The sequence below is a fragment of the Flammeovirga pacifica genome, from assembly GCF_000807855.2.
Lineage (GTDB): Bacteria > Bacteroidota > Bacteroidia > Cytophagales > Flammeovirgaceae > Flammeovirga > Flammeovirga pacifica.
Genome location: NZ_JRYR02000001.1, coordinates 2,325,552 through 2,346,653, shown reverse-complemented (window position 1 = coordinate 2,346,653; position 21,102 = coordinate 2,325,552). Strand labels below are relative to the sequence as shown.

Here is a 21,102-nt window from a genome sequence, read left to right as displayed (position 1 = left end):
TGTCTACATCTTGTACCGTAAAATAATGGATTAACTTTTGTCGATCCATTTTTTAAACCTGTACTCTATTCTTCTATTTTCAAGGTGTTTTAAGTTAGAACATTTTACATTATTCTTACACTCATTCACCAATAACTTTTCTCCAAAACCCTCAGCTTCTATTCTTTTTTCAGAAATGCCTTGGGATATAAGGTACAATTTAAGAGAATTTGCTTGTTTTTGGGACAATTTTAAATTAAAAAGATCATCTCCCCTAGAATCAGTATGGCAACTGATAACTATCATATATTGTGGTTTTTTCTTTAAATCACTTATTAATTGATCTAATTCATCTTTAGAACTAGAGGTAATAATATCGGTATTGACTTCAAAAGGGTAGGTCAAGAACTTGTTAACTTTATCCTCATTAAACTTTAAATTAAGTTTATATTCTTTGTCGTTATCAATAATTAATTTCTGATAAAATGGACTTAAATAATTGGGTGATGAGGCATACACTCTGTATTCACCAAAATGATGAACGTTGAAGTAGAACTCTTCGAAGTTATTTTGATATATAAATGATGTTCCCATTTTTACATCAATGATTTCATAAGTGATAGACGTGCTTTGATAATTGGTATTGTTGATCTTAATACTAGGGTTCTCATTCTTTTTAATCATAGTCTGACGAATACTAATTTTTTGATTGCCCTGCATTTCAGATGTAACTACAGATATTTGAGGTGTAGTACTTGTCCACTTTTCTTTAGAACAATAAATCTCAAAATTATCTTTATTAGTTAAATCAACATAAAATTTCCCTTCTTGGTTTGTCGTTGTCTTAAAGACTAATGTTAAGACTTTTTTGGAAGATTCCGATTCTTTATTTAACTTAAATACTTGGATGTCAACTCCTTCTATAGGTTTGTTTTTGTTACTGTAAACGGTGCCTACTAATGTGATTTTTTCTAAAGCAAAAACTGTTGTACACGTAAGAGTATTTACAAAAAAGATGAAAAATGAGATCAGTATGTAATGTTTATGTGTCAATGTTTTAAAGTCTAAAGATCATTATATTGTTTTTTGCTTTACTATACCACCATCTTATTAAAATTTATTTTTTTAGTCAAGAGTAAGAAAAGTCAAACTATTACACAATACAATGTTGTTAACATTCGTTTTAAGTTTGTATATTTGAAACTTACTCCAAATCAAAATTTTTCCTCCCTTATTGAACGGTGTTTATGCGATATACTCAATTAATACTTAAAATATGTCTCTTTTGTTTAATGGTAGTCATTAATATTAATGTGATGGCTAGTGGTAATAAAGAGTATACCTTGAAAGGTATTTACATTGACAGTGACAATGGAAGTACTATTGAAGGTGTTAAAGTTTGTATCAAAAATATCAAAAGTGGTGCCAAGACAACAATTTACACAGATCATGAAGGTCAATTTGTGGTTACACTAGAAGATGAATCGAATTATATAGTTCATGGAACAAAAGACTTGTATTTCGATCAAGAAGAACATAATATCACAACTGTTGGTTTGGAAGAGCAATTAGTGGAAGTATCATTTAATATTAGCGAGGTGAGATTTGACACTCCCTATATTTTATCTGATTTAAATTTTGAAGTGAATCATACTTATAATGTTGTAGAGGGAGATCAGCATATTGATTTTTTAACTGAATTACTCTCAAAAAATCCAACTGTAAGTATTCGTATTAGAGTTCATTCTGATGCAAGAGGAGCTGAAAGCTACAATAAATTAATGACACAAGAGAGAGCTGAGTATATTAGAAAAGTACTCATCGACAAAAATATTGTTGGAAAAAGAATATCTGCAGAAGGTGTAGGAGAAAAAGAATTACTAAATGATTGCGGTAATGGAGTAAAATGTTCTGGAAATAAACATCTAGAAAATAGAAGAATTGAAATTGTCCTACATAAAGAAATAGTTACTTCTAGAAATTAATAACCTAGTTGATTTTTTAGCTAGTACATTCAATAAAAGATAAACATAATAAAAGAGGCATTCCCATATAAAATGAGAATGCCTCTTTTGTATAATTGAAGATCTTAATTAAGCATTTACTAAAAGCTTAGCTAAAGTTTCCCCAATATCTGCTGGCGATTTTGAAACAGCGATTCCACACTCTTCCATAATACGCATTTTTGCTTCAGCTGTATCGTCTTCACCTCCAACAATAGCACCTGCATGACCCATTCTTCTACCTTTAGGGGCAGTTTGTCCTGCAATAAAACCAACTACTGGTTTTGGATTACCTTGTTCTTGGATCCATTTAGAAGCTTCTGCTTCATAGTTACCACCGATTTCACCGATCATTACAATAGCTTCAGTATCTGGATCAGCCATTAATAATTTAACAGCTTCTTTAGTAGATGTACCAATAATTGGGTCTCCACCAATACCGATGGCAGTAGAAACGCCATATCCAGCTTTTACAATTTGATCAGCAGCTTCATAAGTTAATGTACCTGATTTAGATACAATACCTACTTTACCTGGTTTGAAGATGAAACCTGGCATAATACCAACTTTCGCTTCACCTGGAGTGATGACACCTGGACAGTTAGGTCCAATAAGAGTAACATCTTTTCCTTGCAAGTAATTTTTAGCTTTAACCATATCAGCAACAGGAATACCTTCAGTAATTGCAATAATTACTTTGATACCCGCGTCTGCAGCTTCCATAATGGCATCCGCAGCAAATGCTGGTGGAACAAAGATGATTGAAACATTTGCTCCCGCTTGTTCTACGGCATCAGCAACTGTGTTGAAAACTGGTCTGTCAAGATGTTTTTGACCACCTTTACCTGGAGTTACACCTCCAACTACATTTGTGCCGTATGCAATCATTTGCTCGGCGTGAAAACTGCCCTCAGATCCTGTAAATCCTTGAACAATTACTTTTGAGTCTTTATTGACCAATACACTCATGGTTGTGTTGGTTATTTGTTAGTAAATATTAATATTACCTATCTGAACGCAATTTATACAATTAGATGATATAATAAATAAAGATCACCTTTTTTATTGGTAAATTGTCATTGTTTTATCGCTATATATGTGAAAAAACGGTTTTTCAGACGTCTTATAACCGAATATGCGAATATGGTAAAGTTTATATCAAAGCTGATGATTCTTTTAGTAAGAGGTTATCAGGTTTTAATTTCTCCCTATACACCTTCATCTTGTAGGTATGTTCCTACTTGTTCTGAGTACACTGTGCAAGCTTTAAAGAAACATGGCCCAATCAAAGGAGGTAAATTGGCACTAAAAAGAATTAAAAGTTGTCATCCTTGGGGAGGTAGTGGTTACGATCCAGTTCCTTAACATAATTTAATAGAGAATTAGATATTAACACTTCGTTTTTGTACTTTTAAGACATTATTACAGAAATAGGAATAAATAACTTAAAAGTATAAATTAACTAAGATGTTATCTATCAAAAATATACTAGCATCAGTACTACTTGCAGGCGTTTCAACATTAACAGTATTTGCTCAAGAAAAAATTACTGATGGAAATGAATATAAAATAGTCAATCAAGTCAAAACATCTCCTGTTAAAAGTCAGGGGAGAACAGGGACATGTTGGAGCTTTTCTACTACATCTTTCATTGAGTCTGAATTAATGAGAATGGGTAAAGGTGAGTTTGATATCTCAGAAATGTATTTTGTGAGAAATACTTATCCGATAAAGGCAAAAAAATATATAAGCAGGCACGGTAAAACTCAATTCGGAGAAGGTGGCTTAGCACATGATGTGATGAATATCGTTCGTGAAAAAGGGTTTGTACCAAATGCTGTTTACGATGGTAAGAATGGAGATAAAGGACCATATGATCATCAGGAATTATTTGGAGTAATGGAAAGTATGTTGAAAACTCTTTCAGCTAAACGTTCTATATCTGATAAATGGGATAATGCTTTAGATGCTGTATTGGATGCTTATATGGGTACGACACCTGTTGAATTCAATATTGACGGAAAATCGTTTACTCCTCAAGAGTTTGCCAATAAAATGGATTTTAATCCAGACGATTATATAGAACTTACTTCTTATTCATCATTTAAAGACTATTCTCCTGTAGTATTAGAGATTCCTGATAATTGGTCGAATGGGATTTATTATAACCTGCCATTAAATGATCTACAAAAAGTAATGGAAATAGCTTTAGAAAAAGGCTATTCTCTAACTTGGGATGGAGATGTCTCAGAAAAGGCTTTTTCTCATAAAGAAGGAAGAGCAACAATAGAAGAGAAAGATGGTAAGGAAATTGAAGTAACATCAGCATTACGACAGAAGACTTTTGATAATTACACAACAACAGATGATCATTTAATGCACATTGTTGGTATAGTTAAAGATGATAATGGTTCGATTTATTACGTAACAAAAAATTCATGGGGTGCAGAATCCAATGATTTCGGAGGTTACCTATATATGTCTGAGAGTTATGTTAAACTAAAAACCGTGTCAATTATGGTGCATAAAGATGCAATACCTAATGACATTAAAAAGAAAATTGGTTTAATATAATTCCATGTCTTAAAATAGAATTGGTAGAGCAACAGATTAGTGTGGAAAATAAGATGACATTAAATAAGAAACGTTGGGTCAATAAAAAACCCCGAATAATCGAAATTGAAGAACATGGTTCTCATACAATGGGTTTTTTAACTCCTGTTACCGAAAATAAACAAATTCCTTTTTCAATAAAGCGAGTATTTTGGACTAACGGAGGTACTAAAGATACAGTAAGAGGAAATCATGCGCATAAAGAAACTGAAGAGGTTATTGTTGCCGTTTCCGGTACAATAGAAATAGAAGTGGTATTAGACGACATGAATAGAAAAGTTTATATCCTCGATAATCCTTGTCAAGGTTTATATTTGCCGCCTAATGCTTGGAGAACATTGTATTTTAATAAAAATGCGGTTTGTCTTACTATGGCTTCCACTGAATATGATCCAAATGATTATGAAAACGATATGGTCAATTGGTTGCAAAGAGATTATTCTGATGAGAAATTTTTTAATGAGTAGTCAGAATTGGAATAAAATTTGAGCCTTATGATAAAAGGTTAAGAGTCACTTAGTTCTTTACACTGTATTTTGCTAAGTGATTTTTGTATATTACAGCTATTGAATTATTAACTTCAATAACTAAACTCGGAACTACATTTTTTATTAGATGAGGTCACTACTAAAAATATTGTTACCGATTCTTGCTCTTCAGATTTCAAGTCAGGTTTTTGCTCAAACGAGCAAAGCATCTGCCTATTTTGTTTTAGCGGAAAATAATAGAAAAGCGAATAAGTACTCAGAAGCAATTGATGAGTATTCTTTAGCAATTCGCTATGATTCTACCCAAGAACAATTTTATTTGATGAAAGCGAAGTGTCAGGTAACTGTAAAGCAGTTTAATAACGCTATCGATACCTTTGAGAAGGGCTTGAGACATTTTCCTGAAAATGGTTTCATGAACTATCAATTGGCAAGGTTGTACTTGCGTAAAGATTATTTCGAACAGGCAGTACATTACTTCGACCAGTCATTTAAGTATCTTTCTAATAGCAGTAAAAGCCAAAGAATCAATGCGAAAAATCAAATTATAATGATTCTCTTTAAAGAGAAACAATATGATAAGATACGCTCTCACATAAATGATGTATTGTCTTTAACTGATCAAAATTTCATAGCACTTTACTATTCAGGTAAGTTGTACAATATGAAAGGAAATTATGAAAGTGCGGTCAAAGAAATTAAAAAAGCTTTAGAGATTGCTCCTAATAATGAAAAACAATTGGCTCGTTTTTATTATGAGTTAGGATACGCATATTATAATTTAGAAGAATATGCGGCTTTAAATGATGTAATTGATAAAGCAAATTACGGCTCATATAAAAAATTAGTAGCTAAGCTTACTCCAGAATATAAATATTGGATAGCAGTATGTTATTATCAAATTTATGATTTTGATAAATCTAGTGATTTATTATTCGATGCTTTAAAGCAAGATAACTCTAATGTCAAAGCACATGAGTTACAAATAAAAATTGCCAAAGTAACTTCGGATAAGTCAGAGCAAATTGATAAAGCGGAGATGATGGTATCCAAAATAACTGATAAGTATCAAAAATCTAAAATATATAATGAGATTGCTAATTGGCAGTTATCTTCTGAACTATATCATGATGCGATAGCGTCTTGTGATTCAGCTTTGTTTTACGATGAGTATAATTATCATGTAAAATACACCAAGGCAGTGGCTTACTTTAAATTGCATAAATTAGATAAGGCAGAAGAAGTGTTACAAGAATTAGTAAAATATAATGGTTTAGATGTGAAAACTAAGTCAAAATATTATTTTACTTTAGGTATCACAGCATTGAAAGCTAAGGATTATAGTGTTGCTACTAACTCTTTTAAAAGTGCAAAACTAGATAAGACATTTAAAATAGCAGCAGATGATGTATTAGGTTATATAGATATTAGCAAAAATAATATGTAGTCTAATTGCAATAAATAAAAAGAGAGGTCTTTGTAATAAAACAAAGGCCTCTCTTTTTTATGTTAAAGGAAATTTTTAATCTCTCACTTCCCAATCACTTTTATTTTTTACCCCGTCATTTGCAGCAGGTTTCGGCTTCCATCCACTAATAGGTAATATATAAGAGAACGTTAACCCTCCCACAGTAGAGACTGTTCTATTGGTATCAGATCTACTTTTAGCCTTAAGAACATCAGTCATACTTGCAGAGAAACGACCCTCTACTTGAAAGTGCCCAATTTTGGTCAGCAAGTTTATTCCAGCGCCTCCTGCTATTGATACTACAAAAGGATTGGCTTCACGCTCATAATAATCATATCGTTGATGATCTAAAGTGGTAATGACTTCTTTAGATTCCCCAATATTGTAATCAAACTGCGGGCCTACCAGAATAACAAATTGAAAGTTCTTTTTGCCTAAATAAATATTGGTGAGAACAGGCATAGAAATATAATTCAACTTTCTAGTATAGACAGTTTCTGTAAAATCCTCTTGATTAAATTCTCCCCACCCTGCAGTGATATGATTCACTTCTACTTGAAGACCAAAAAACTTTTCAGCATTATATTTAAACATCATACCAAAAGTTGGAGCAAGTACTGGACTTTGACTAATTGGTTCTGTTGTAAAACCTACTGCAGAAGAATATGCACCCGCTTTAATACCAACTGCTATTCTTGGAGGATCTAATAAGTTTTTCTGTGCAATAGTGATCTGAAATGATGAAATCACTAAAATGAAAGAGAAAAATATATTTCTATATATGTTATTCATATATGGTAAATCAAATTTTGAATAGGTAAAGATAATTATCAAATTATTATATTCGTCATTATTGTAGTAATTCCATTGTAATTAATTATTGATATTATCAATGTCTGATCACTTTTATCAAGAAATATTAAAGAAGCACCTCGGAAATGATGTTCAATTAAAGGACACTTCAAACATTACGGGTGGTTGTATTAATGAGTCAATTAAACTCACAACCAATAAAGGAGCGTTTTTTATCAAATATAATTCAAATCATAATACTCGGTTTTTTGAGGTTGAAGAAAAAGGATTAAACCTTTTGAGAAATCACTCAAATTTTACTGTCCCTAGACTTCTTGGTATTGGTACTTATGAAGAAGGAGTGTATTTATTGATGGAACATATTGATAGTAGTAGATCAGGTCATGATTACTGGGAAGTTATGGGACAACAATTGGCAGAAATGCACCAACATACCAATACTACATTTGGATTACAATACCATAATTTTATTGGGAAGCTACCTCAATTTAATAATGAAACTGAGGATTGGTTGGATTTTTTTATTCATCAAAGAATAATTCCACAATATGAAATGGCGGTTCAAAATAATTACCTCCAACAATCCCATTTGGATAAAATATTTAATTTAAAGGATAAGTTGAAAGACTTTTTTCCTAAAGAACCACCTTCTTTATTGCATGGTGACTTATGGAGTGGCAATACCATGGTGGGTGCATTGGGAGAGCCATGTTTAATTGACCCTGCCGTGTATTATGGTCATCGTGAAGCAGAAATAGCTTTTACTACTTTATTTGGAGGATTTGATGATACATTTTTTGAGGCTTATAACGAAGCTTACCCTTGGAAAGAAGGCATTAAAGAACGTATACCAATCTATAATTTATATCCTTTAATGGTACATTTAAACCTTTTCGGGAAGAGCTATCTGTCTGAAATAGAAGAGGTTTTGAGTAAAATTGCAGATATTTAATATTTATCGATACATATTGGAAGTTTATCGAAAAAATATACGTCTTAACCGAAATAAATCAAATGTAAATAAATTCTAATGTACTTTTAGGTATGCTTATTAGAAAAGCATCTAGGGCCTACCTCCAATGTTATGCTTCAAAATGAAGAAAGGTTACATAAAGAAATTTAAAGATTATTTGGTTTAATTGTTAAGGGGAGAGAAACTTACTTTTTTAAGGTAAGTTTCTTTTATTTTTTATGAGGTTGATACACCTAATCTACCAATGTATCATATTTAAAATCTAGAGGGTTAGGAAAACTGAATTCGAAACCGATCTTACTTTTAATTTTATCACTATTGATAATCTTGAATGGAGGAGGAGAATTAGGATCATCAAATGTAGGTAAAGTGAAATTACCATACTTTACAGATTCTGAATAAACCAATCTCTTTGGAGGATGCTCAGGAGCTACCAAGTTGAAAACTTTATTCCAGCTATTATGATCATTGATATCCAAGATGGAAATAATTGCTCTAATAACATCATCACGGAAAACATAATTCACCGGAATGTCACCATAGTTTAAATTCTTTTTACCATTGACATACTTCGCAGGAATACGATCATACCCCATTAAACCACCAAGTCTAAGAATAGTCGCGTCTAAATCTGTATTAATTCTCAAAACTTCTTCTGCTAATAAAATTGATTTAGCTTTTGGTGAAGTTGATGTAGGAGAATTTTCATTAATTTCTGTATTAGAATTTTCGTAAACTCCAGTGGAACTCGTGTAGATCACTTTATTTACAGGTAAACTCTCAATAGCATCTTTTATTACTTTGATTTGTTCAGCGTGATAGGCCTGTAATTGATGTTGTCTAAACCTTGGCGGAATACAAATAACAACAGCATCAGTAGCTAAAAGATCATTTAATTGATCCATATCGGCACAAGTAGGCGAGAAGTTTAAGTTGTAAGCCTTCACTCCCATAGTACGCAATTTCAATATTTTTGATTCAGTGGTTGTACTAGCTTTCACTTGATAACCATTTTCAAGTAGCTTTTCAATAAGAGGAAGCCCTAACCAACCAGCTCCAATAACACTTACCGTTTTAATTTCTGAGAAACCCATAATAGTTTGTTTGGTATTTGATTTTAAAATCAAGTTATCAATTGAAAACCTTAAGTACAACGATTCCTATCATTTATTGTTTTTTGATACTAATATCAATGTTTTTTAAAGTGCCGATTTATTATGTGGTACGTTTCTCTTTAACGAGAACATCATTTTTTTTAAGTGGTGCGATACTTCTTTTCAGCCTACCTACATTGAATGGAAACTAATCAAAAGTGTTCTCTCTACACTTTTTTAAATGAAATGAAAATGAAAAAAACACTAACTAATTTCCTCCTATATTTAGGAGGTGTGCTGTTGTGCTTTAATGTGCAGTTTGCTTTTGCACAACAAGCTGATGGTACTGAAGTGTACCTGCAAGGATTCCATTGGGAATCTGCAGATGAGACTGACCCCACATGGTGGTTGAACCTACAATCACAGGTACCTGCCATAAAATCTGCTAATATTGATGGAGTGTGGTTACCTCCTTCGTCTGATGCTGCCGATAGAGCAGGGTACTTACCTAGAAAATGGTATGATTTAAATTCTAAATATGGTACCGAACAAGAATTACGTGCCTTAATTACTTCTTTAAATAATGAAGGAATAATTTCGATCGCTGATATCGTAATTAACCATCGTGTAGGCTGTACAGGTTGGGCAGATTTCTGTGAACCAACTTTAGGCTGTAATGCGATTACCTCTGACGATGAGGTAAACCAACAATTCCCAGGTCAAGGTTGTGGCGATCAAGATACTGGTACACCTTATAGTGCTGCTAGAGATATTAATCATAGAGATTTTGAAACAAGGCAAGCAATTAAGGATTGGATGAACTGGCTAATTAATGATGTAGGATATTCTGGTTGGAGATATGATTTTGTTCATGGATTCGGTGCTGAGTATTTTGCAGAATATAATAATGCGACTAACCCGTACATCTCGATTGGTGAAAACTGGACTAACGATACACAAGCTATTGTAAATTGGATGGATGGAACTCAACAAACTTCTACAGCTTTTGATTTTCCATTAAAGTTTACTCTTCATGATGCTGTTAATGGTAATTATGGAGCGTTAAATAATGGTGGTAAGATGCCAGGTGTAGCAGGAGTATGGCCTCAAAATGCAGTTACTTTCTTAGAAAACCATGATACAGAACCAGTAAGACAAGCAGATCATGGTGGTACAGCATTTCCTAATGATCCTTCTTCAAATTCTCAAATTTTACAAGGATATGCATACATTTTAACGCATGCAGGAAATCCTATGATTTTCTATTCTCATATGTTTGAGTATGGCTTATATGACGATATCTCTAAGATGGTTGCTATTAGAAAAGCAAATGGTATCCATAATAATAGTACAGTAAATATTCAACAAGCAGATGGTAATGGTTATGCTGCAATAGTTGATAATAGTGTAGCTGTTCGACTAGGGAATACTTCTTGGTCTCCTTCTGGGGCAGGGTGGATTTTACAATCGGATGGTTTAAATTATTCTATTTGGAGTAAACAAGATATTGATCAAGAACCAATGGTTAGTATTTCTCCTAATGATATTATTCAATCAGACTCTACTATAACTGTAAGTATTTCTTCTGATGATGATAGAGATGGTGTACTACCCGTTTATTATACATTGGATGGTTCAGAACCTAATCAATCGTCTTCTTTATATACAGCCCCATTTACAGTTAGCAGTACAGTTACTGTTATTGCTAAGTCATTTGACAGTGCAGGTAACATAGGGAGAGATGAACGTACTTATTATATAGGTGAAGCTGTTCCTGAAATGAAGGTTTATGTTTATAAGCCAAATGGTTGGGGAACTTTATACGCTCATCATTGGAGTGCTGTTCCTGCTGGTGTTGTTGAGGATTCAGAATGGCCTGGAAAGATAATGACAAAAGTTGCAGGTACACAAAATTGGTATGAGGTAAGCCTTCCTGGTACAGAATCTTCCAATTTTGTATTTCATGATTTTAATGGAAATCAAGCGGAGGATATTACAATTACTGGCAGCTCATGGTACAGAGAAGGAGTGGTAGCGACTACTTGTACTATTGATTGTCCTGATAATAATGACCCAGAGGTAATAGCATCTATTTCTCCAGTGTCAACTAATTTCGATAATGAAATATCAGTTACATTATCAGCTACAGAGAATGCTATTGTTTATTACACAACAGACGGTACGGATCCAACAAATCAATCTACGGTTTACAATCAACCAATAGTAATCACAGAAACAGCTACTGTAAAAGCATTTGCAACACTGAACGCAAAAAGCTCTGAAGTAGTCTCTGCGACTTACACCAAAAATATCATTATTGATGATGATACTGTAATTGTAGTCGATACTCCCGCTAAAAAATCTCAATTTACATGGGATAATGCAACGGTCTATTTTACAATGACAGACCGATTCTATGATGGAGATGCATCAAATAATAATTCTTACGGGAGAGGAAAAAACGGTAACGGACAAGATTATACTGACGATTCTTCTGCAGGTGAATTCCACGGAGGTGATCTAAAAGGTATGACAGCAAAATTGAGAGAAGGATATTTCGAGTCAATTGGTGTGAATGCAATTTGGATTACTTCACCTGTAGAGCAAATGCACGGATGGGTTGGAGGATCTTCTGATGGATCTTTTAGACATTATGGTTACCATGGTTATTATGCTATGGACTGGACGGAAATAGATAAAAACATGGGTACTGAAAACGATTTTGTTGAATTTATTGATGAAGCACATAGTCGTGGTATTCGTGTAGTGGTAGATGTAGTGATGAACCATACAGGTTATGTGACCATGCAAGATATGGAACAATATAATTATGGTTCTGTAGATCAAGCTTGGAGATCATGGCAGCCTTCAGGAGGAGAGTCGTGGCACTCTTATCATGAGAAATTTGTAGACTATAATAGCGGTGGATCTTGGCTAAGCAATTATTGGGGGCCAGATTGGATGCGTCATCCGGACATCGATGGTTATGATGGATGTTCTTCTGGTGGTGGAATTGAAAATTGTGTTGGTTTCCTTCCTGATTTAAAAACAGAGGATGTAAGTACTGTTGGAATTCCTCCAATCTTAGTAAATAAATGGACACAAGAAGGAACATTATCACAGAAACAAGCCGAATTGGATGTATTCTTTAATGAAACAGGTTTGCCAAGAGTAGTATCTAACTATATGATTTTTTGGTTGACTGATTGGATTAGAAAATATGGTATCGATGGTTTCAGAGTAGATACTGCAAAACATGTAGAGTTGGATAGATGGGCAAGGTTAAAACAATATGCAGTACAAGCATTGAAGGATTGGAAAGCTGAAAATCCAAATAAAGCAATGGATGATGAAGACTTCTGGATGACTGCAGAGGTTTGGGGACATGGAAAAAATAAATCAGAATATCATTCTGATGGTGGTTTTAATTCGGTAATCAATTTTGGTTTAAAAAATGATGCACGTGTTTCTAGTAGAGATGCATCATCATTAGAATCATTGTATTCAGAATACGCGACTATTAATGATGACCCATCATGGAACTCATTGAGTTACTTATCTTCACATGATGTAGTTCCATTATTTGATAGAAATAGTCTTCAATCAGCAGCACCAGGTTTCTTATTATTACCAGGTGGTATTCAGATTTTTTATGGAGATGAATCAGGTCGTCCTGAAGGATCGTGGAGTGATGAAGAACAAAATACTCGTTCAGATATGAACTGGGGGAACTTCAATCAATCTCAGCATGAAGTATGGAAGAAGTTAGGGACATTCCGTAGAGATCACCCAGCGGTTGGAGCGGGTTCTCATCAAAAAATTGGAGATGCTCCTTATACTTTTGTTCGTGATTATAGTAATGATACTAAAGAAATTTATGATAGAGTAATTGTTGCTATCGGAGCTTCAGGTCAAGTTACTTTTGATGTGAAAAATTACTTTGCAGATGGTGATTCTATATTTGATAGATACTCTGGAGCAATGGATATTGTTGAAAATGGAAAAGTAGTATTTACTGCAGATGCAGAAGGGATTATCTTGCTGGAAGATATTAACTACGTGCCAATAATTCGTCCTAAAGTAAGTATGACTAAAGGTATCTATGATGAGAATAGTGTTTTAGTTGATATATCTGTCACAGATAAAGAAGATCCATCACCTGCTTTATACATTACTTTTGATGAAAATGAAACAGAAGATAATTATCTAAATTGGATTAAAGTAAATGGACAAGACACAACATTTACAGTTACTTCTACAACTACTGTAAAAGCTGTAGGCTTAAATAATAATGGTATAACAAGTTTAATGGGGGAAGAGAAGTATCAAGTCGGAGCTATTGACCCCATTAATGTCTATTTATACAAGCCAAGCTCTTGGTCTTCTGCCAATATCCATCACTTTGATGCTACTCCTGTTGGTATTACCGAAGATACTGCGTGGCCAGGCGTCCCAATGAATCAAATTCCAGGAAGTAATTGGTATCACATAACCATTAACGCACTTTCTACTGGTATTGTCTTTAATCATAATGGAGGTGAGCAATCAGACGACCTTACAAGAACTAAAGATGGTTGGTATAAAGATGGGCAATGGTATGATCAATGTCCTGGGGAGTGTCCAACAGATCCTAAGCCAGTAGTAAGTATTAATCCAAGTACAGGAAGTTATCCTATTGGAGATTTATCAGTAAGTATTACAGCTACTTTTGATGGAGAAATAAAATACACTACGGACGGAAGTACTCCAACTATGTCAAGCCAAGAATACACAGGTAATTTTGTGTTGAATGGTAATGATGGTGATGTGAAAACAGTAAAAGCTATTGCATTTAATTCAGCAGGAGCTTCTGAAGTAGCTACCACAACGTATACCTTTAAAGATGAAACTCTTTTTACTATTTATGTAAAAGGATATACTCATGCTTATTATTGGGAAGTTGAAGAAAATGGAACTGTAACTGTACCTACCCCAGTGGAATGGCCTGGCGTTACTTTAGAAGATGCTTCAGAAGTAGGCACAGGATGGAAAAAAGTAACGGTTTCTGGAGGAACATGTTCGAATGTCATCTTCTCTAATAACGGAGGAGGTCAAACTGCAGATTTAACTACATGTGGAAATGAAGGAAAAGGTTATGAAAATGGACAATGGGTAGAAATCGGTCCTGATACTGTTAAGCCAAGTCTTGGTATGACCCCTTCTACTACATTTGATGGTCAAGGAACAGTAACGATCACTGCTACAGATAATGTAACTACTTCTCCAACTATTTATTATACAGTAGATGGAAGTGCTCCAACAGAATCATCTGCAAGTGCATCAGGTAGTATTGACCTTACATTAACAACAGAAGGAGATCATGTAATCAAAGCTTATGCTGTAGATGAAGCTAATAATACTTCTGATATAGTTTCAACCATGTATACGGTTGTACCATTTACAGGTGGTTTTAGAGTGTATTTCCAAGGTGTAAGTAATCCTTTGATACATTATTGGAATGCTTCTCCAGTAGGTGCTTATCAAAGTACTACTTGGCCAGGAGTGAGTATGACAGAAGGAGCAGGAGAAGCAGAAGGATGGTATTATTATGAATTTCCATCAAGCGTATCATCTATCAGTTTATTATTTCATAACAATGCAGGTTTTCAATCAGCAGACTTATCTAGAGATAAAGAAGGTTGGTTTAAGAATGGTGTTTGGTATGATTCAAAACCTCCACAGCCAACAGGTTTAACAGTTCATTTTAAAAGTGGATGGGGAAACAGTACCAAGATTCATTATTGGAATACTTCAAATGGCACATCATCAAATTGGCCAGGAGAGAACATGATTGATGAAGGGAATGGATGGTATCAATACACAATTGAGGGTGCATCATCATCTAACTTGTTATTTCATAATGGTAGCGGAGCTCAAACTTCAGACCTCAATAGAAATAAAGAAGGATGGTATAAAGATGGGACTTGGTATGATAGTAATCCAGAGATGAGTGGTAGTAGATTGATTGATTTAGAAGATCAATTACAGCTTTCAGTATATCCTACAATTGTAAATACGTCATTCACCGTTGATTATACTATAGATCATGAATCAAAAGCAATGATTTCATTGTTTGATCTTAATGGTAAAGTACATCATAGTGAAGTGAAAATGTTAGAATTGGGGCATCAGAAAGTTGAAATGAATGCTCAAGGGTTATCTTCTGGAATGTATATTCTAAAAATTCAAGTAGATAATCAGATACTAATCAGGAAAATTTATAAAAACTAATTGATATACAAGAGTGTACAGTTTTACTGTACACTCTTACTTTTTCTAAAATAAGCTTACTTTAGGCTTATTTTTTTATATCTAAATCTTTTTTTTTAGATAAAATAGAGTTAAAATAGGACACTTTTTTGATCTTGATAACTATATGAAGGTTCAATCTACTGTCCACTCAACATTTTTTTTACTAACAGATGCGTATGAGAATTATTACCAGCAATTCAACTTTAATAACAGGAAGGCTAACTTTTATATTATTATTATTTAGCTTTTCCTTATTTGCTTCTGATCATATCACGATTACAATTAAACATTTACCAGATTATACACCTAAAGATACAGAGGTTTTTCTGGTCACCTCCTACAATAATTGGAATCCAAGTGATGAGAATTTTCAATTAAAGAAAAATGCAAATGGAGAGTTTTTTATCACTTTACAAAAAAGAGATAAACCTTTTCAATATAAATTTACTAGAGGAACTTGGCTAGAAGTAGAAGGAAATGATATAGGTGAAATCAAGCAAAATCGATGGTATGACCCAGAGGGTCCTCAGCAAATAGATGTCGTGATTATGTCGTGGCAAGATATGGCCAAACGATATTTGAATAGACTGAAAATTACTGTCAATTCGATTCCTGAAGAAACACCTTATGATGCTACTTTATTTGTGGCAGGGGATTTTAATAATTGGAACCCGAGAGATCCTGAGAGTAAAATGTCTAAACATCCTGATGGAAAGTATTATCTATCGTTACCATTGGGTTTAAAAAAATTAGAATATAAAATAACAAGAGGAAGTTGGGAGTCTGTAGAGGGTAGAGATAATGGTCGAGCTATTCATAACCGTGTTTTTAATATGGAAGAGGATGGATGGATGTCAGAAGTGAAAGTAAATTCATGGGAAGATTTATCAGGTAATACTATGACTCCTTACATGTTTTTATTACTTCTTGGAGCATTTCAAGGCTTACTATTAATAATATCAATTTTTGGAATACAAGAAAATAACAGAAAGGCCAATGTGGTTCTAATCACATTGATATTTTTAACATCAATAGCGATAATATGTAGAGTAGGTACTTTTTATAGAGAAATCTTTAATGCGGCACCTAAATTATATTTATTTCCAGAGATGTTATTTTTCTTATATGGGCCATTATTCTATTTGTACATCAAGTCACTAACCATAAAAGAAAGTATCGATATTAAAGATTACTTTAAAAGGTTGTCTCCTTTTATGATACAGCTTTTAATCTATACTCCTATGATTGCCATGCCCAAAGATGCATTTATAGAGTCAGTAATTAATTTTAAATATGCATGGTTTTATCAATTAGTTGGAGGAGTAGGTTTACTCTTTTCTGGTTATTATTGGTGGAAATGTAGAAATCTTATTAGAGAACAAGAAGAGGAAAGTGCAGCTTTTTTATCAGAAGATAGAAATTTGAATTATTTAAATGTTGTACTCACCGTTTATCTAGTTTGCCTGACTATTTGGGGAGTTCTTTACATTGGTGGAGGTATTGGTTTAGTTTTCGATTTAGAAACCTTACCATTGATTGAGTTTTTAATTGATGTGATGTGGTTTATTATTGCTGGAGTTTCATTTATGATGGGGTACTATGCGATGAATCAACCAGAAATGTTAAGAGTGTCCGAATTAAAAACTACCTACAAAGTACCTGAAGAAGGCGTTGTTTCTCCAGTAAATACTCAAAATATTGATGTACAAGAAGGGCTTTCGAAAGAGTTATTAGAGGTGAAAAAACAATTAGGGGAGATGATGACCACTAAGATATTATTCACTAACCCTAGATTAACCCTTCCAGAATTAGCCAAAGAATTAGATACAAATACTCATGATTTATCTAAAGTGATCAACGAAGGCTACAATAAAAACTTCTATGATTTTGTAAACGCCTATAGAGTCGAAGCTTTTATAAAGGAAGTATACTCCGATGAAAAGCAGGAATTTACTTATTTAGGTCACGCTTATAATGTTGGTTTTAATTCAAAAACAGCTTTTAATAGAGCGTTTAAAAAAGAAACAGGACAAACACCTACACAATATTTTAATAAGGAAAAGCAATTGATGTAAACATCAAATTGTTGATAACTTTTTGAACACCTACCTTTTAACTGAAAAAAGGTGGGTGTTTTTTCTTTAAATTGATCAAAAACATCAATTTCTATTGATAATATCAACAGGAATAAACATATATTTTGGTTAATTGTTGTTTAAACAGATACAAATTCAAAATTAATCCAAATAAACATAAGGATTAAAATTAGTTTTGTATTAATTTTGTCCAACATAATCATTGGCTTAAACAAACAGCATGAGTTTCACGCAAGAAGATATATTAAAGGCACTCTCTACAGTAGAGGAACCGGATTTAAAGAAGGATTTAGTTACACTAAACATGATTCGTGATGTTGAGGTAGAAGGTAACAAGGTATCTTTTACAGTAGTACTAACTACTCCTGCTTGTCCGTTGAAAGAGTTGATCCGTCAAAGATGTGAAGATGCAATCAAAAGAGATTGTTCTGAAGATCTTGAAATTACAGTTAATATGACTGCAGAAGTAACTTCTATTCAACAAAAAGGACCTGTATTGCCAGGTGTGAAAAACGTGATTGCTATATCTTCTGGTAAAGGTGGTGTTGGTAAATCAACAGTGACAGCAAACCTAGCACTTGCTTTGGCAGAGTCTGGAGCAACAGTAGGGGTGATGGATGCGGATGTTTACGGTCCGTCTATTCCAACAATGTTTAATGTAGAAAATGCACAGCCAGGTGTTGTTGTTAGAGACGGCAAGAATGTAATTATTCCAATTGAAAAATATGGAGTAAAATTACTTTCAATTGGTTTCTTAACGTCACCAGATAATGCTGTAGTTTGGAGAGGTCCAATGGCTTCTTCTGCAATCCGTCAGTTCTTTATGGATACTGATTGGGGAGAGTTGGATTATTTATTAATCGACCTTCCTCCGGGAACTGGAGATATTCATTTATCGTTAGTACAAACAGCAAAGGTAACTGGAGCTGTAATTGTAACAACTCCTCAAAAAGTAGCTCTTGCAGATGCAGTTAGAGGATATAAAATGTTTGCGTCTAAAGACGTTAATGTTCCTATTTTGGGTGTAGTTGAGAATATGGCTTACTTTACTCCGGCTGAACTTCCAGATAATAAATACTATTTGTTTGGTCAAGATGGAGGAAAGACTTTTGCTAGAAGATACGAAGTTCCTTTCTTAGGAGAGATACCATTGGTACAAAGTGTAAGAGAAGGTGGAGATGATGGTGTACCTGTAGTTATGGAAGCTGATAACCCAGCAGGCGATGCATTCACAACAATTGCTGAGGAATTAGCAAGAAATGTAGCCATTAGAAATGCAGAATTACCGGAAACGGATAGAGTCGAAATAAAGACTTGGGAATAATTTAAGAAATTAACATCCCTGTAAGGGAGCTAAAGATATGAGTCAGACATTAATAGAAAAAGTAGAGGAAGCCTTAAATACGATTCGTCCCTACTTAGAAGCAGATGGCGGTGATGCAAAAATTGTTGATGTTACCGAAGATGGTATCGCTAAAGTAGAATTACTTGGTGCTTGTGGTTCATGCCCTATGTCAGCGATGACATTGAAGGCAGGTATCGAACAAGCTATCATCAATGCTGTACCTGAGGTAAAAAAGGTAGAAGCCATCAATATGGAAGAATTGGAGAATTAGTATTAATTCCTATAAATGAAAGGCTATCATTATTGATAGCCTTTTTTGCTACATACTAAACCTAAATATTATGAATTTTGAACTTCTTGTAGACCTGCATATCAATGAATATAGACAGGGCCCGGGTTCTGAAAAAGAAACTTTAAAAGCTTTATCCTTTTTAGAATTCATTGAAACATCTGATTTAAAAGTGGCTGATATTGGTTGTGGGACCGGTGCTTCAACTATCGCTTTAGCAAAAAAAATAAATGCTAAAATTACCGCAATAGATTTATTTCCTCAGTTTTTGGATATTCTTAAGGAAAATGCCAAAAAAGAAAATGTTGATGATAAAATTGAAACTTTAGAAGGATCAATGACTGATTTACCATTACAGGAAGCTTCATTTGATATTTTATGGTCTGAAGGTGCTATCTATAATATGGGATTTGCTGAGGGTGTAAAGCAATGGAAGAAATTCTTAAAGAAAGGAGGGTATCTATGTGTGAGTGAAATTACTTGGACAACTCCTTCTCGAGATCAAGAAATTGATGAATATTGGAAGGTAAATTACCCTGAGGTGGGAACGGCTTCTGATAAAATTAAAATTCTTGAAGAAAATGGTTATTCGCCTGTGGGATATTTCTTTTTGTCTCAGGATAGTTGGATCAAAGAGTATTATCAACCTTTAATCAATAGTTTTTCTAACTTTTTAGAAAGACATAATAATAGCGAAGACGCTCAACTTATTGTCAAGGAAACTCAAGCTGAAATAGATCTTTACATGAAACATAAAGATGTGTATAGTTATGGGTTTTATGTGGCTAGGAAGGTTTAGTGTTGCTAGTGCACTGTTTTTACCCATGATTGAAATCATGGGTTATTAAGTTTAAGACCTAATGCGATTGAAATCGAATTAGGTCTTTTTTGATTATACTTCTTTTGGTAGATTGGTTATTGTATATAACTCATGATTGAAATCAATAGTGTTAAGTTTTGAACCTATTGCGATTGAAATTGTATTTGGTTTCTTAATATTCGATGATAAACCTCGTACGACTTCAGTCGTATAAGGTTTTTATTTCATTAACCCATGATTTCAATCATGGGTTAATGAAATAAAGTACCCCATAAATCAAAACTCAGTAGGTTTTTCATTTTAGTTTATTTATTTTCATTAGTGTAAACTATTTTTTGCTTAACATTCTAATAATAATGTCTCATTCTTACTGCCACAATTGGGTTCATATTGTTTGGACCACAAAAGGGAAAGAAGCTATTTTATCAAAAACATTTTTGGATAATCAGCTTATACCCCTTCTATTTCAAATTGGATTTCAGGAAGGTTTTAAATTAGATGCTGTAAATAGTCATACAGATCATATTCATTGTCTTTTAAAAGTACCTTCTACATTGAGTATTTCAAGAATAGTGAAGATGCTAAAAGTGTTAGTTCACGAAACTTTTATGATGAAAATATAAATTGGAATGTAGGGTATTATGCATCATCTGTCAGTCCATTTATGGTTTCGAAAGTTCGGAAGTACATTGTAGACCAATGGATAAAACATGAAAAATTGCAATTAGAAGAAGAATTGAAATTATTCAAAAATATGTACTACTAGCATAAAAAAACCTTGTACGACTTCAGTCATACAAGGTTTTTATTTCATCAACCCATGATTTTAA

The 21,102-nt window shown here is 33.5% G+C and carries 16 protein-coding genes; 12 read left to right on the top strand and 4 right to left on the bottom strand.

Annotated features, from left to right (window positions below; translation table 11 throughout):
• Positions 1-30 precede the first annotated feature (30 nt).
• Entirely contained in the window at positions 31-1,032 is a 1,002-nt protein-coding gene (locus tag NH26_RS09335; RefSeq protein WP_044221442.1) for an OmpA family protein, read from the bottom strand.
• Positions 1,033-1,226: 194 nt separating this feature from the next.
• Between NH26_RS09335 and NH26_RS09330 the strand changes: the two genes are divergently transcribed.
• A complete protein-coding gene (locus NH26_RS09330) occupies positions 1,227-1,964 on the top strand; it encodes an OmpA family protein (protein WP_084812117.1) in 738 nt (245 codons plus the stop codon).
• Positions 1,965-2,072: 108 nt separating this feature from the next.
• Here the strand turns inward: NH26_RS09330 and sucD are convergent, their stop codons facing one another.
• Positions 2,073-2,951 carry a succinate--CoA ligase subunit alpha gene (sucD, locus tag NH26_RS09325; protein WP_044221448.1) on the bottom strand — a complete coding sequence of 293 codons (879 nt, stop codon included), beginning with the start codon at positions 2,949-2,951 and terminating at the stop codon, positions 2,073-2,075.
• A gap of 174 nt (positions 2,952-3,125) precedes the next feature.
• Between sucD and yidD the strand changes: the two genes are divergently transcribed.
• From yidD to NH26_RS09305, 4 genes are all read left to right on the top strand, one after another.
• Positions 3,126-3,347 (top strand): membrane protein insertion efficiency factor YidD, encoded by a 222-nt coding sequence (gene yidD, locus NH26_RS09320; RefSeq protein ID WP_044221451.1) that lies wholly within the window; start codon positions 3,126-3,128, stop codon positions 3,345-3,347.
• Positions 3,348-3,449: 102 nt separating this feature from the next.
• Positions 3,450-4,556: a C1 family peptidase gene (locus NH26_RS09315; protein ID WP_052431919.1), complete on the top strand. Its 1,107-nt coding sequence runs from the start codon at positions 3,450-3,452 to the stop codon at positions 4,554-4,556.
• Positions 4,557-4,576: 20 nt separating this feature from the next.
• Positions 4,577-5,062 carry a sugar 3,4-ketoisomerase gene (locus NH26_RS09310; protein WP_139262960.1) on the top strand — a complete coding sequence of 162 codons (486 nt, stop codon included), beginning with the start codon at positions 4,577-4,579 and terminating at the stop codon, positions 5,060-5,062.
• 148 nt (positions 5,063-5,210) lie between these two features.
• Entirely contained in the window at positions 5,211-6,530 is a 1,320-nt protein-coding gene (locus tag NH26_RS09305) for a tetratricopeptide repeat protein (protein ID WP_084812116.1), read from the top strand.
• A 75-nt stretch (positions 6,531-6,605) separates the two neighbouring features.
• On the opposite strand, the gene NH26_RS09300 is transcribed toward NH26_RS09305, so the two are convergent.
• Positions 6,606-7,343, bottom strand: a complete 738-nt coding sequence (locus NH26_RS09300) for a porin family protein (RefSeq protein WP_052431920.1) — start codon at positions 7,341-7,343, stop codon at positions 6,606-6,608.
• 100 nt (positions 7,344-7,443) lie between these two features.
• Between NH26_RS09300 and NH26_RS09295 the strand changes: the two genes are divergently transcribed.
• The gene (locus NH26_RS09295) at positions 7,444-8,316 is read left to right on the top strand and encodes a fructosamine kinase family protein (RefSeq protein WP_044221463.1); all 873 of its coding nucleotides are present in this window, start codon (positions 7,444-7,446) and stop codon (positions 8,314-8,316) included.
• Between the two features lie 254 nt (positions 8,317-8,570).
• On the opposite strand, the gene NH26_RS09290 is transcribed toward NH26_RS09295, so the two are convergent.
• On the bottom strand, positions 8,571-9,431 hold the full coding sequence (locus NH26_RS09290) for an NAD(P)H-binding protein (protein WP_044221466.1): 861 nt from the start codon (positions 9,429-9,431) through the stop codon (positions 8,571-8,573).
• A gap of 252 nt (positions 9,432-9,683) precedes the next feature.
• Here NH26_RS09290 and NH26_RS09285 point away from each other — a divergent pair, with 252 nt between their 5' ends.
• The 6 genes from NH26_RS09285 to NH26_RS09260 all read left to right on the top strand — a co-directional run bounded on the left by NH26_RS09285 (position 9,684) and on the right by NH26_RS09260 (position 20,895).
• Positions 9,684-15,701: a starch-binding protein gene (locus tag NH26_RS09285; protein WP_158021911.1), complete on the top strand. Its 6,018-nt coding sequence runs from the start codon at positions 9,684-9,686 to the stop codon at positions 15,699-15,701.
• A 197-nt stretch (positions 15,702-15,898) separates the two neighbouring features.
• Entirely contained in the window at positions 15,899-17,797 is a 1,899-nt protein-coding gene (locus NH26_RS09280; protein ID WP_044221467.1) for a helix-turn-helix domain-containing protein, read from the top strand.
• Between the two features lie 241 nt (positions 17,798-18,038).
• Positions 18,039-19,142, top strand: coding sequence for an Mrp/NBP35 family ATP-binding protein (locus NH26_RS09275; RefSeq protein WP_044221470.1), 1,104 nt, complete (start codon positions 18,039-18,041; stop codon positions 19,140-19,142).
• A gap of 37 nt (positions 19,143-19,179) precedes the next feature.
• Positions 19,180-19,434 (top strand): NifU family protein, encoded by a 255-nt coding sequence (locus NH26_RS09270; RefSeq protein WP_044221472.1) that lies wholly within the window; start codon positions 19,180-19,182, stop codon positions 19,432-19,434.
• Between the two features lie 70 nt (positions 19,435-19,504).
• Positions 19,505-20,251: a class I SAM-dependent methyltransferase gene (locus NH26_RS09265; RefSeq protein WP_199880234.1), complete on the top strand. Its 747-nt coding sequence runs from the start codon at positions 19,505-19,507 to the stop codon at positions 20,249-20,251.
• A gap of 377 nt (positions 20,252-20,628) precedes the next feature.
• The gene (locus tag NH26_RS09260) at positions 20,629-20,895 is read left to right on the top strand and encodes a transposase (RefSeq protein ID WP_044221478.1); all 267 of its coding nucleotides are present in this window, start codon (positions 20,629-20,631) and stop codon (positions 20,893-20,895) included.
• Positions 20,896-21,102 lie beyond the last annotated feature (207 nt).